Source organism: Halolamina sediminis, assembly GCF_001282785.1.
In the GTDB taxonomy this organism is placed as follows: Archaea; Halobacteriota; Halobacteria; order Halobacteriales; family Haloferacaceae; genus Halolamina; species Halolamina sediminis.
Genome location: NZ_CVUA01000001.1, coordinates 1,916,716 through 1,929,372, shown reverse-complemented (window position 1 = coordinate 1,929,372; position 12,657 = coordinate 1,916,716). Strand labels below are relative to the sequence as shown.

Below are 12,657 nucleotides of genomic sequence, written 5' to 3'. Positions count from 1 at the left end.
CTACAACGAAGGCCGGAAGGGGTATTTTGATATAGCCGGACGCCCCTTCTCCGCCAGAGCTAAGCGCTCCATATCAGATGAGTGACGATCGCCCTCTCGTACTCGTGGTCGAGGACGAGTCAGATCTGGCAGACCTCTACGCCGCGTGGCTCGGCAGCGACTACCGCGTCCGAACCGCCTACGGCGGCCGTGAGGCCCTCGAGAACCTCGATAGCGGGGTCGACATCGTGCTGCTCGACCGGCGCATGCCCGGCCTCTCCGGCGACGAGGTGCTCGACGCGATCCAGGAGCGCGGGATCGACTGCCAGGTCGCGATGGTGACCGCGGTCGAGCCCGACTTCGACGTGCTCGGGATGGGGTTCGACGACTACCTCGTCAAGCCCGTCGCGCGCGAGGAGCTGCTCGAGACCGTCGGCGACCTGGAGCGCCGCAGCACGTACGACACCGGCGTCCAAGAGCTGTTCTCGCTCTCCTCGAAGAAGGCGCTGCTCGAGGCCGAGAAGACCGACGCCGAACTCGCCGAGAACGAGGAGTACCAGCAGCTCACCGACCGGCTGCAGCAGCTCCGCGAGGAGCTCGACACCACGATCGACGAGATGAGCGAGAGCGGGGAGTTCGAGTCGCTGTTTCGCGAGTTCGAGGACGTGGACGATCCCTTCGACGACGTGGAGGGGAGCGAGCCGTTCGCCGACGACACCGAAGACGACCCGTTCGGCGGCGTCCAAGAGTAGCTCAGAGCCCGACTTCTGTGCCGACGTTCTCCGTCTGCGCCCGCTCGACGAGCGCTGTCGCCGCCGCGGCGTCGAGCACCGCCGACCCGACCGACGCGACGACGAGTATCTCCGTCGCCGACTCCCGCCCGGCCTCCCCCTCGAACACCGCCGACAGCGGCGTGAACGCGGACCCGTCGTGGTCCGGGAAGTCGCCGGTCTCGGCCGCTTCTGCCGGCACGTCCGCGAACAGCCGCGCCGCCCGCGAGACCGCCGTCGCGTCGAGTTCGCGCATCTCGGTGGTGTAGGCGCCGACAGCGACGACCAGCGTCCCGGGCGCGAGCGCGTCGCCCGGAAACACCGGCTCGGTCGCGGTCGTCGCCGTCACGACCACGTCGGCGTCCGCCACCGCCGCCCCCGCCGAGTCGACCGCCGCGGCGTCGATCCCCTCGGCTCGCAGGTCGGCCGCACACGCCGCCCGCGAATCACTCGGCGAGTAGACCCGAACCGAGTCGACGCTCCGCGCGGCCGCGATCGCGCGAGCCTGCCAGCGTGCCTGCGTCCCGGCGCCGACGATTCCGAGCGTCACCGGCCCGTCGCCGACTGCGAGCCGGTCGGCCGCCAGTCCACCGATACAGCCCGTCCGGGCGTTCGTGATCCGGGTCCCTGCGAGCAGCGCGGTCGGCTCGCCCGTCCGGGCGTCGGTGACGGCGATCTGGGCCTGCACAGTCGGCAGCCCGCGCTCGGCGTTCCCCTCGTGAACGCTCGCGAGCTTCGTGGCGTAGTGGTCGTCGCCGTGGATGTACGCCGGCATCGTCAGCCCCGTTCCCAGCGGTTCGTCCCCCTCGATCCCCGTGCCGACCGGGAAATGCGGTCGGTCGGGGCGCTCGACCTCGCCGCGGCCCTGCTTGCGGAACGCCCGTTCGATCGCCGGCAGCAGCTCGTCGAGGTCGAGCAGCTCCGCCACGTCGTCGTCGGAGAGCACGCGCATACGGCCCACATCCACCCCCGCGAAGATAGCTCTTGGCCGAGCGTTCAAGGGCGATGACGGGACCACGCCCACCGACCCGGTACTGAGACCAACCACGGGGGAGTCGAGGCGGGAGCACGACGCGCCCCCCGTGAGCCAGCCACGCGTCGTCTGTTCGCCACCCGTGATGGGGCCGGCACAACGGTTTTGCCCACACCACGCCGAGGGGTCGTATGCGAGTCGTTGTCGTCGGCGGCGGGATCGTGGGGCTGTCGAGCGCGGTCGCGCTGGCCGACCGCGGCGCGACGGTGGTGCTCTGTGAGCGGGGCAGCCTCGGTGACGGGAGCACCTCGCGAGCGCTGGGCGGGATCCGGTGTCAGTTCTCGACGGCGGTCAACGTCGACCTCTCGCTGGCCAGCCGGCCGGTGTGGGAGGCGTTCGAGGACCGTTTCGGCGTGGACATCGCGTTCCGACAGGCGGGCTACCTGCTGCTCGCGCGGACCGAGGAGACCGCGCAGGGGCTGGAGCGGCAGGCCGATCTCCAGCGCGAGCGCGGCGCCGAGACGGAGCTCCTGACCCCCGACGCGGTCACCGACTACTGTGCGGGCGTCGACCCCGACGCGGTCACGGCCGCGACGTACAACCCCCACGACGGCTTCGCGGATCCTTATCTCGCGCTGCAGGGGTTCGCCGACGCGGCCCGCGAGCGCGGGGTCGACGTGCGGACCGGGACGGCCGTCACCGACGTACGACTGGCTGACGGGCGTGTCGTCGGCGTCGACGTGGCAGGCGACGGCGCGCCGAGCGACGGCACCATCGACGCAGACGCCGTGATCAACGCGACGGGGCCGTGGGCCGCCGAACTCGCCGCGATGGCGGGTATCGAGATTCCGGTCGAGCCACAGCGCCGGCAGGCGCTCGTCGTCGATCCGGAGCGCTCGGTGCCGGAGGACGACCCGCTCACGATCGACTTAGAGACGAGCTCGCACTTCCGGCCGGAACGCGACGGCGCCGCGATCGTCGGCGGCTACTTCGACGACGAGCCGGAGACGCCCGATCCGGACTCGTTCTCTGCGTCCTACGACGTGGGGTGGGCCGCCGAGACGGTCGAGCGCGCCGCGGTGTACTGTGACTACTTCGGCGACGGCACCCGACTGAAGCGCGGCTGGGCCGGGCTGTACGCGGTCACGCCCGACCACCACCCGATCGTCGAGGAGTCGCGCCCCGGGTTCGTACAGGCGGTCGGGTTCTCGGGCCACGGGTTCCAGCACGCGCCTGCGACCGGACAGGTCGTCGCGGAGCTACTTCTCGACGGCGAGGCGTCGACGGTCGACGTCTCGGAGCTCGGCAGCGACCGCTTCGAGAGGGGGGAGCTCCTCCACGAGCGGAACGTGGCCTGACGTGGCGGGCGAAACCGGCTTCCGATCGGCGAGCGAACCCGGACCTATGGTCGCGAAAGAGTCCGAGTCCGAACTGGCACGCGGCGACGAGGCGCCCGAGTTCTCGCTGGAGGGCGTCGACGGCGAGACGTACACGCTGGAGACGTTCGCCGACAGCGACGCGCTGCTGCTCGTGTTCACTTGCAACCACTGCCCGTACGCACAGGCGAAGTTCGACCTGCTGAACGAGCTCGCCGACGAGTACGAGGACGCCGCGATCGTCGGCATCAACCCCAACGACGCCGAGGAGTACCCCCAGGACAGCTTCGAGGAGATGCAGGCGTACGTCGAGTCCGGCGAGATCGACTACGACGCCTACCTCCGGGACGAGCGTCAGGAAGCCGCCGACGCCTACGGCGCGGTCTGTACACCCGACCCGTTCCTGTTCAGAAAGGAAGCCGACTCGTGGACGCTCGCGTACCACGGCCGCCTCGACGACGCGCTCAACCCCGACGAGGAGCCCTCGGAGTTCTACATCCGGGACGCGATCGACGCGGTGCTCGCCGGGGAGGAAGTCGATATCGAGGATCGCCCCTCGCGTGGCTGCAGCATCAAGTGGAAGAACGACTGAACGGACCGGGACTCAAGCTTCGGTGTGTTCCCGGGCGCTCTCCAGCGCTTCGCGGGCGTTCTCGACGGCCGCGGGCTGTTTCGCGGGGTAGGCTTCGACCTTCGCACGCAGGGTGATCCCCGGGCCGCGTTCGACCTCCCCTTTGAACGCGTCCTGCTTGTCCAGCCGGAGGAAAAAGGCGCAGTTCTCGTCGACGCGCTCGTCGAGTTCGCCGATCACGTTCTCGATGTCAGACAGGTCGCTCAGCTGGCGGAGCACGTAGCGCACGTCGTCGGCGTTGTCGACACGGGCGGAGAACACCACGATCCGGTCGCCGTGGTGGCCGCGGTTGACCTCGCGCTCGATCTCGTACTCCTCGGGGAGGAACTGTCGGAGCGCCTGCTCGACGCGTTTCTCGTCCTCCGTCGCGTAGCAGAAGGTCCGCAGGTCGACGTAGTGAAACGGGACGCTGGGCATGCCTGTCGGTAGGGGTGCAGCGCGCAAAAGGCTTCCTCGACGGAGAAGGACGCGATCGGTTTACTCTTCGGGGTCCTCGTCGCCGGCTTCCGCGACCAGTTCGAGCTGGTCCTCCGGAATCCCGGCCTCCTGCCCGTCCTCGAAGACGATCGTGTAGTTGGGGTCGCCGAACATCGTCTCCATCACCTGCGTGATCTCCCCCTCCTCGCCGTCGAACTCGCTGTGTTCGTCGTGAAGAACGACCGTGTCGCCTTTCTCGAAGCTCATAGTGGTTCGTTCCGCCGGCCCGAATTTAAGCGCCGTGATTCGCCGAACCGCTCACTCCCGGACCGCGGCGTAGATCTCCGCGAGCCGATCCACCGCGTGTTCGACGCTGATCGACGCCCGGCGGTCGAGACAGTTCTCCCGCAGGCGTACGCGTTCGTCGAGCGTGCGCTCGATCGCGGCCGCGAACCCGTCGATATCGCCCGGCTCGAAGTGATACCCCGTCCCGCCGTCGTCGACGGTGTCCGAGAGGGCGCCGCTGTCGACGCCGACGACGGGCGTCCCGCAGGCGAACGCCTCCAGGGCGACCAGCCCCTGCGTCTCGACCGGGCTGGGGAACAGAAACGCGTCGAGGCCGGCGTAGAACGCCGGCAGCTCGTCGCGATCCAGAAAGCCCAGGAACCGCGCGTCGACGTCCCGCTTCCGGGCAGCCTCTTCCAGTTTCGTCCGGGCCGGACCGTCGCCGCCGAACACCACCGTCACGTCCCGATCGAGGCGGTCGCAGGCGGCGAGGATCGCCGGGAGCGACTTCTCGTGGCCGTGCCGCCCCGTGTAACCGACGAGCGTCCGATCGTCGGGGAGGCCGTGGCGCTCGCGGAACGCCGCCGAGTCGACGGGACGAAAGCGCTCGGTGTCGACGCCGTTGGGGACGACCTGCGGGTCGTCGACCCCGAGCTCCGTGGCGACGTACTCGCCGGTCGCCGCCGAGGGGACGATCACGGCGTCGGCCCGATTCAGGAACCACGACTCGTAGCGCCGGCTCAGCGCCGCAGTCCGCTTCCGAATCGGTCCCCACGAGGAGAGGTAGCTGGCGTACTCAGAGGTCGGCGTGTGGTACGTCGCGACCAGCGGGAGGTCGCGGCTCCGGGCGAGGCGCATCCCGGCGAGCCCCAGCGAGAACGGCGTGTGCGCGTGGACGACGTCGACGTCCGTGACGGCGTCGGGGACGCGGGGGAGCCCGAGCCGGTAGCCCGCGTAGATCGGCAGCGGCAGCGACCGAACCGGATGTTCGTCCGCCTCGGGCGCTCGGTCGGGCGAGTCGGGGTAGACAATCTCCATCCGGCCGCCGCGCTCCCGCCAGCGGTCCCGCCAGCTCTGGACGGTGTAGGTGACGCCGTTGACCGTTGGCAGGTAGGTGTCCGTGAACGCCGCGACCGACTCCATGCGCGAGCGGTTGTCCGAGGCGCGGTTAAGGGGTTCCGGAATGGCTCTCCCCCACGAGGCGCTCGTACTGCTCGACCAACCGCTCGCCCACGCGGTCGAGGGAGTGCTCGGCGGCAGTCTCGCGGGCGTTCTCCCCCAGTCGCTCCTGCAGGTCGGGGTTCTCGTCGAGTCGCCGGAGCGCGTCGACGAACCCCTCGCGGCTGTCGCACTTCAGACAGTCCTCGCCGTCGGTGAAGAACTCCTCGAACACCGGAATGTCCCGGAGCACGACCGCCTTCCCGCAGGCCATCGCCTCCAGCGCGGCGATCCCCTGGTTCTCGTCCTTGGTCGGGAACAGGTACACGTCCCCTGCGCCGAAGGCGGCGCGCTTGTCGTCCATCCACCCCGTGAACGTGACGTTCTCGGGGGGGTTGTTCGTCCAGTAGCGCGTCGCCTCGCCGGCGGCGGCGCCCTCCTCGTAGTGGCCGAACCACGCGAAGTCGTACTCCGTCTCCTTCGCCACCTCGCAGAACGTCGTCAACCCCTTGCGCTCGAACACCTCGCCGACGCAGAACACCACCATCCCCTCCAGATCGAACCGCTCGCGGGTCTCTTCGCGCAGCGTCTCGAACCCCTCCAACGAGTCGACGTCGACGCCGTTGGTGACCGGCTCGATCGGGGTCACCACGGGGTACTCCCGGAGCACTCCTTTCGTGTACTCACTGGGGCAGAGCACCAGATCCGCCTGCGAGTAGAACCACCGCAGGTACGGCCGCAGCGCGGGCGCGAGCCGGTCGGTGAAGCGGAACGACTCGCCGAAATCCTCCGCGGTAACGTGGGCGTGCAGCACGAGCGGGATGTCGTTGCGCGTGGCGTGTCGGGCGACGGCGACGCTTCCCGGGCCGACGATGTTGCAGTGGGCCACGTCGTACTCCCGGAACGCACGGCCACCAGTGAGCCGAGACGTCGCCGCGTCGACGGGGCCGTCGCCGACCCACGGCGACTCGACCACGTCGACGCCCGCCCCCTGGAGCGCCTTGCGCTGCTGGCGGGTGGCGGTGACGATCCCGCCGCGGATCCGGTCTTCCAGTTCGAGGTAGTCGAGAACGCGCACGGCTTTCGTCGTTCTTCGGAGGTCGGATTGATCAACGTTCCGGCCTGCGGCCGTCGTCGACACAGCCACTTCCCCGAGCGATCCCCGAAAGCGATAACCCCGACAGCCCTCTCGGTACTGACGAGAGATGAGCGCCGGGATCGCCGAGGAGCGGATCGAGCGCCTCGCCGCGCTGGCCGAGGCCGCCGCGTCGGCGGGGCAGTACGACCGTTCGCGGGAGTACGTGCGGCTGGCCCGGCGGCTCGCCGAACGCAACCGCCTCTCGCTCCCCCGGCGGTTCGCGCGCTCGACCTGCGACGACTGCGACGTGTTCCAGCGCCCGGGCGTGAACGTCCGGGTGCGGGTCCAGCGCGGGCGCGTGATCCGGCGCTGTGACTGCGGGGCGATCGCCCGCTACCCCTACCGAGACTGAGCGCTCCCCAGATCGAAGCTTCAAAGCTTCCCCGGCGAGTCGTTCCGATAACAATGTCTGACGAGCTGCGAAAGCAGGCACACGAGCTCGACGTGACCGTCTGGGTGGGGAAGAAGGGGATCGACGCCGTCGTCGACGAACTCGACGACCAGCTGAACAACGAGGAACTGGTGAAGGCGAAGTTCCTGCGGTCGGCCCGCGGTACCGACGACACCGAGGAGCTGGCGGCGGCACTGGCCGAGCGCGTCGACGCGGAGGTGATCGACACCCGCGGGCACACGGCGGTGTTCCACTGATGGCGATCCTGCAGACGACGCCGACTCCGGGGGGGTCGACCCTCGATGCGAACCAGGTGGTCGCGGCCTTCCTCGATCAGTTCCTTCCGACGGTGCTGGCGAACGCCATCGGCGCCTTTCTGGTTTTCTTGGCGGTGTTCGCGGTCATCTACGGCGTGGGCAAGGCGACGGCCGTCCCGCTGGTCGACCGCGTCCTCGACGCCCGCGGGCTGGAGATCCACGCCCGCCGTCCGCTGATCAAGATCACGTCGGTCCTGATCGTGTTCGTGGCGATCACCGTCGCGTTCGGCTTCGCCGGCTTCGGGGACTTCCTCCAGTCGCTGGCGACGGTCGCCGCCGCCGCGACGCTGGCGATCGGCTTCGCGATGCAGGACGTGATCGCGAACTTCGTCGCCGGCGTCTTCATCTACGCCGACCGGCCGTTCCGCATCGGCGACTGGATCGAGTGGGACGGCAACTCCGGGATCGTCGAGGACATCTCCTTCCGGGTCACCCGCGTCCGGACGTTCGACAACGAACTGCTCACCGTGCCGAACTCCCAGCTCACCGACGGCGTCATCAAAAACCCCGTCGCGAAGGACACGCTCCGCCTGCAGTTCACGTTCGGCATCGGCTACGACGACGACGTGGAGAAAGCGACCGACATCATCGTCGACGAGGCCGAGCGCCACCCCGACATCCTCACCGACCCGGCCCCGAGCGTCCGGCTGACCGAGCTCGCGGACTCCTACGTCGGCCTGCGCTCGCGGATCTGGATCGACAACCCCTCGCGGGCGGACTTCGTGAAGATCCGCTCGGAGTACGTCAGGAACGTCAAACAGCGTTTCGACGAGGCGGGCATCGAGATCCCGTTTCCCCAGCGGACCATCTCCGGCGGGCTGGAGCTCCCTCCGGAGGTCGTCGAGCAGTAGCGTCGGCCACCCCACCCTCGTGCCGTCTCGTTCCTATCATTGATAACTTCGTCCGAACAATCAAAAGGGGCCACCCCGACTCCGTATCTGTGAACGTCCCGAACCTCAGCGCGGGCGGCCCGTCACAGGACTCGCGATCGGACGACTCGACGACCACCCGGCGCCGACTTCTGGCCGGTGTGGGGGCCGGCGCCACCGGGCTTCTGCTCGGCGCCGGCACGATGGGTACCGCCGCGGCGAAGGGGAAAGGTGGGAGGGCGGCTGTCCCCGTCGACGAACTCCCCGACGGCACCCGCACGTTCCACTTCGACGAACCGACCGGTGAGTTCGTCAGGAAAACCTGTGAGAAAGGCGGCAACGGCATCGTCCTGGCTGGCTGGTCGTTCTACTACGAGGGCGAAGACCCCGCGGAGACCGACCGGACGCTGTTCACCAGGGACAACGCGATCGACACGGCGGTCCAGTACACCCTCTCGGAGCCGGGAACCATCGACTGCGGGGAGTTCGTCCTGACCACGTACTCGCCGGACGGCAGGCCCTGAGTCCCACAGATGCGTCTGGGAACCCACGGTCGGCGGGCGCACGGAGCCAGTCCGGACGCCCAGCGTGGGTTCCGCGACGTCGGCGCCGACGCCGTCGCGCTGTTTCTGGCGTTGAATCTCTGGCTCGTCGTCGCCTCGGTGCTGATGGTCGGGGCCACGGCCGTCGCGCTGGGCATCCCGGTGCGAGGGGTGCTCCGGGAGCTGTTCCTTCCCGGCTTCGCCATCTACTTCGTCTACGTCAGGGATCGCCGGTCGATCGCGCCCGAGGACCGGCTCAACCACCCGCAGCGAACCCGGCTCGTCGAGCGGTACGAGGGGCCGCTGCACGTGACGGAGCTGCTGGCGCTGGCTGCCTACGAGCTGGTGCTGTTCTCGGCCGTTCCGCTCGGGACGGTGGACGGGCTGGTCATGCTCGGCATCGCTCACCTGCCGTTCGCGGTGCTCTGGGCGTACTCGTCGCTGAAGGGCCACCCGGTGCTCGATTCGCTCGCGGTGGCGCTCGCCTGGGGGGCGCTCGTCGTCACGAGCGTGCTCGTGACCGGGCCCGTCGTCTCGCCGCCTGCCGTCGGCGCCGTCCTCCTCGGCTGGGTGGTGATCGTCTTCGCCGGCGTGGAGTCCCGGAACGTCGACGACGCCGACGGCGATCAGCGACTCCGACGGGACACCGTCGCCAGCCTCCTCGGCCCGCGACGCGCAACGGCGCTGGTCGTCTGCCTCAAACTGTGCGGCGTCGGCGTGTTCTGGCTCGTCGGTGGAGCCGTGAGCGTGATCCTGCCGGTTCTGTATCTCGGACTGCTTCGAGTGTTCCGAACGCTCTCTCGGCCCGTGAGTGCCGGTCGATGAGCGGTAGCTGTTGGCTGCCGGATCGCGGTGGGGGCGTCGCCGACCGGATGACGGTCACCGCTCGGGACGAATACCGTTATGAGTACTCTTCGACAAGCCCCCGGTAATGCCACCACTGTTGACTCGGTGGGTCGCGGTAGTGCTCATGTTCTCGGGGGTGGTTCCAGCGGTAGCAAACGTCTATCTCCTCCGCGACGAGCGGGAGAAACCGGGCGTCGTCTGGTTTCTCACGACCATGGTGTTCGGCGGGCTCTGGGCGCTGACGTTCGCCACGTTCACGCTCGTCCGGTCGCCCGAGCTCACGCTGGCGGTGGCGAACGTCTTCTGGGCCATCCTCCCGGCGACATCGGTGTCGATGTTCCTGTTCGTCTACGAGTACGTCTCTAGTAAGCGCCCGGCGAACCTGCTGGTCGTCGGCCTCTTCCTCCCGGTCGTCGGCCTGTTCGTGCTCTCGTGGTGGAACCCGGACAATCTGGTGTTTACGTCGGAGTACTACGTGGACTCGGCGGGTGTGCTCCACTTCCCGCAGTTCGGGGGGCCGGTGAAGCTACTCGTCGTCAAGGTGTACGGCTACCTACTGGTGACGCTGTCGACCGGGATGTTGCTCGGGGAGGCCATCCGCGCGACGGGTACGCGCCGTCGCCAGGTGTTCTCCATCATGCTCCTGTTCTCGATCCTGGCGCTCTCGACGTTGGTGAAAGTCGCCGAGCTCGTGCCGATCTACTTCGACCTGACCTCGGTCGTGTTCTCGCTGTCGGGGCTCGCGTTCGCCGTCTCGACCCAGCGAAGCGGTCTCCTCAAACTCGCGGCCGTCGCCCGTGGCCAAGCGTTCGAACAGGTCGAGGACGCCATCCTCGTCGCGAGCCCGTCGGGCATCGTCGTCGACGCCAACCGTAAGGCGGTAGAGCTGTTCGCGCGGGACGTGAAGTTCGAGCCGGTGTCGGCGGTGCTCGGCTCGCAGTACGACGCGTCCGCGACCGACGAACCGCAGACGATCTCGTTCCCCCAGGAGGACGGGGTCCGGTACTACTCGGTCAAGCACTCCCCGGTGAGGGACTACCGCGGAACACAGGGCGAAGTGATCGTGCTGACGGACGTGACTCCGATCACGAACCGCCAGCAGGACCTGGAGCTGTTCCGGCAGGTCACAAGCCGCATCTTTCGGCACAACTTCCGGAACCGGCTGAACGTCATCGCCGGCTATGCGGAGATGCTGCAGGAGGACGACGGCGGGGAGTACGCGACCCGCATCCGGTCGACGGCCGACGAGCTCATCGCGATCACGAGAAAGACGAAAGACGTCGGCCAGATATTCACGGAGGGGCAGGCCCAACCGCTCTCGCTCGAGCGCGTCGTCGAGCGCGCGATCACCGGCGTCGAGGTGGGGGAGGAAGCGGTGTCGATAACCGTCGACGTGCCGTCCGTGATGGCCATCGCCCACCCGAAACTCGACCTCGCGATTCGGGAACTCGTCGAGAATGCGATCGTTCACAACGACCGCGTCGACGACCCGACTGTCGACATCTCCGCGTCGGTCGGGGAGGAGTGGGTGACGCTGTTCGTCGCGGACAACGGCCCCGGTATCCCCGAGCACGAACTCCAGGTGCTCGACGAGGAGAAGGAGACGGACCTGAGCCACGGCTCCGGCATCGGGCTCTGGCTGGTCTACTGGATCGTCAAGCGATCGAACGGCGAACTCGTCTCGGAGACGACCCACGAGGGTTCACGCATCGGCGTTGGCCTTCGGTTAGTGGGCAACGAGGAATCGGCAGAGTAACGCTCGAGACCCCGTTTAGTCCAGCATCCGGTCGGCGATCGTGTTCCGCAGCACCTCGCTGGTCCCCTCGTAGATCTCGTTGAGTTTGGCGTCGCGGTAGTAGCGCTCGACCGGGAAGTCCTTCGTGTAGCCGTAGCCGCCGTGGACTTGGATCGCCTCGTTCGCCACCTCGCGGCTGACTTCGCTGGCCTTGAGCTTGGCTTGGGCGGATGCCTTGATGTAGTCCTCGCCGCGGATCTTCAGGTCCGCGGCTTTGTGCATCAGCAGCTTCGCGCTCTGGACCTTCGTGTCCATGTCCGCGAGCTTGTGCTGGATCGCCTGGAACTCCGAAATAGGCTGGTCGAACTGCTCGCGGTCGGTGGCGTACTCCGTCGCGGCCTCCTTGGCCGCGCGGGCGATCCCGACGCCACGGGCGGCGATGGAGATGCGGCCGCCGTTGAGCGTCTTGAGCGACTGGACGAACCCGTCGCCCTCCTCGCCGAGTCGGCGTTCGGCCGGCACCCGCAGCCCGTCGAACCGGAGCTCAGCGGTGGGACAGCCCTTGTCGCCGAGTTTGTGCTCGGTGTTCTCGACGATGAAGCCGTCGTCGGTCTCGGGCCGGACGACGAAAGAGGAGATCCCCCGGTTGCCCGCGTCGGGGTCCGTTTTCGCGAACACGACTACTGTATCCGCGACCGAGCCGTTGGAGGTCCAGAGCTTCCCGCCGTCGATGACGTACTCGTCGCCCTCCCGCTCGGCGGTCGTGGTCATCGCGGGCACGTCGCTGCCGGCGCCAGCCTCCGAGAGCGCGAACGCGCCGACGTCGGAGCCTTCAGCGAGCGGCGTGAGGTACTCCTCCTTCTGGCTCTCGTCGCCGAACTCGTACAGCATATTGCCGGCGAGCGAGGTGTGGGCGGCGACGATCGTGCCGAGCCCGCCGGAGCCTCGCGAGATCTCCTCGATGCCGATCGCGTAGGAGTGGTAGTCGAGCCCGGCCCCGCCGTACTCCGTGGGGAACGGCATCCCCATCAGCCCCAGTTCGGCCATCTGGTCGACGAGGTCCTCCGGGTACTCGTCTGTCTCGTCGATCTCGGCGGCCCGGGGGACCACCTCCTCGTCGACGAACTCGGCGACCGTGTCGCGGATCTGGCGCTGTTCGGCGTCCAGACTGAAGTCCATACCTCCGTCTCCTCCCGGAGCGGGCTTAGGGTTTTCTACCCGGCCCTGGCC

Annotated in this window: 15 protein-coding genes; 9 read left to right on the top strand and 6 right to left on the bottom strand. The window is 68.4% G+C overall.

Going from position 1 to position 12,657, the window contains the following annotated elements; all coding sequences use genetic code 11:
* Positions 1–77: 77 nt before the first annotated feature.
* Complete coding sequence (locus BN1959_RS09530; protein WP_053948438.1) at positions 78–731, top strand: HalX domain-containing protein; 654 nt, start codon at positions 78–80, stop codon at positions 729–731.
* A 1-nt stretch (position 732) separates the two neighbouring features.
* Here the strand turns inward: BN1959_RS09530 and BN1959_RS09525 are convergent, their stop codons facing one another.
* Complete coding sequence (locus BN1959_RS09525; RefSeq protein WP_053948437.1) at positions 733–1,701, bottom strand: ornithine cyclodeaminase family protein; 969 nt, start codon at positions 1,699–1,701, stop codon at positions 733–735.
* 212 nt (positions 1,702–1,913) lie between these two features.
* On the opposite strand from BN1959_RS09525, the gene BN1959_RS09520 reads away from it, so the two are divergent.
* Complete coding sequence (locus BN1959_RS09520; RefSeq protein ID WP_053948436.1) at positions 1,914–3,080, top strand: NAD(P)/FAD-dependent oxidoreductase; 1,167 nt, start codon at positions 1,914–1,916, stop codon at positions 3,078–3,080.
* A gap of 46 nt (positions 3,081–3,126) precedes the next feature.
* Entirely contained in the window at positions 3,127–3,690 is a 564-nt protein-coding gene (locus tag BN1959_RS09515) for a thioredoxin family protein (RefSeq protein WP_053948435.1), read from the top strand.
* 12 nt (positions 3,691–3,702) lie between these two features.
* Here BN1959_RS09515 and BN1959_RS09510 read toward each other — a convergent pair whose 3' ends face one another.
* Genes BN1959_RS09510 through BN1959_RS09495 form a run of 4 tightly spaced genes read right to left on the bottom strand, consistent with a single transcriptional unit; the run spans position 3,703 to position 6,667 of the window.
* Positions 3,703–4,146: an RNA-binding protein gene (locus BN1959_RS09510; protein ID WP_053948434.1), complete on the bottom strand. Its 444-nt coding sequence runs from the start codon at positions 4,144–4,146 to the stop codon at positions 3,703–3,705.
* Positions 4,147–4,206: 60 nt separating this feature from the next.
* Entirely contained in the window at positions 4,207–4,413 is a 207-nt protein-coding gene (locus BN1959_RS09505) for a DUF1918 domain-containing protein (protein WP_053948433.1), read from the bottom strand.
* A gap of 51 nt (positions 4,414–4,464) precedes the next feature.
* The gene (locus BN1959_RS09500) at positions 4,465–5,574 is read right to left on the bottom strand and encodes a glycosyltransferase family 4 protein (RefSeq protein WP_053948432.1); all 1,110 of its coding nucleotides are present in this window, start codon (positions 5,572–5,574) and stop codon (positions 4,465–4,467) included.
* 25 nt (positions 5,575–5,599) lie between these two features.
* Complete coding sequence (locus tag BN1959_RS09495; RefSeq protein WP_053949367.1) at positions 5,600–6,667, bottom strand: glycosyltransferase family 4 protein; 1,068 nt, start codon at positions 6,665–6,667, stop codon at positions 5,600–5,602.
* A gap of 127 nt (positions 6,668–6,794) precedes the next feature.
* On the opposite strand from BN1959_RS09495, the gene BN1959_RS09490 reads away from it, so the two are divergent.
* The 6 genes from BN1959_RS09490 to BN1959_RS09465 all read left to right on the top strand — a co-directional run bounded on the left by BN1959_RS09490 (position 6,795) and on the right by BN1959_RS09465 (position 11,448).
* On the top strand, positions 6,795–7,079 hold the full coding sequence (locus BN1959_RS09490; protein ID WP_053948431.1) for a ribonuclease P protein component 4: 285 nt from the start codon (positions 6,795–6,797) through the stop codon (positions 7,077–7,079).
* A gap of 53 nt (positions 7,080–7,132) precedes the next feature.
* Positions 7,133–7,375: a YhbY family RNA-binding protein gene (locus tag BN1959_RS09485; RefSeq protein ID WP_053948430.1), complete on the top strand. Its 243-nt coding sequence runs from the start codon at positions 7,133–7,135 to the stop codon at positions 7,373–7,375.
* On the top strand, positions 7,375–8,286 hold the full coding sequence (locus BN1959_RS09480) for a mechanosensitive ion channel family protein (protein ID WP_053948429.1): 912 nt from the start codon (positions 7,375–7,377) through the stop codon (positions 8,284–8,286). Before BN1959_RS09485 ends, BN1959_RS09480 begins: the two co-directional genes overlap by 1 nt.
* 89 nt (positions 8,287–8,375) lie before the next feature.
* Positions 8,376–8,828, top strand: a complete 453-nt coding sequence (locus BN1959_RS09475) for a hypothetical protein (RefSeq protein ID WP_053948428.1) — start codon at positions 8,376–8,378, stop codon at positions 8,826–8,828.
* Between the two features lie 9 nt (positions 8,829–8,837).
* A complete protein-coding gene (locus tag BN1959_RS09470; protein WP_053948427.1) occupies positions 8,838–9,671 on the top strand; it encodes a UbiA family prenyltransferase in 834 nt (277 codons plus the stop codon).
* Between the two features lie 106 nt (positions 9,672–9,777).
* Positions 9,778–11,448, top strand: coding sequence for a sensor histidine kinase (locus BN1959_RS09465; RefSeq protein WP_079978654.1), 1,671 nt, complete (start codon positions 9,778–9,780; stop codon positions 11,446–11,448).
* A 15-nt stretch (positions 11,449–11,463) separates the two neighbouring features.
* On the opposite strand, the gene BN1959_RS09460 is transcribed toward BN1959_RS09465, so the two are convergent.
* On the bottom strand, positions 11,464–12,606 hold the full coding sequence (locus tag BN1959_RS09460) for an acyl-CoA dehydrogenase (protein WP_053948425.1): 1,143 nt from the start codon (positions 12,604–12,606) through the stop codon (positions 11,464–11,466).
* Between the last annotated feature and the right edge of the window lie 51 nt (positions 12,607–12,657).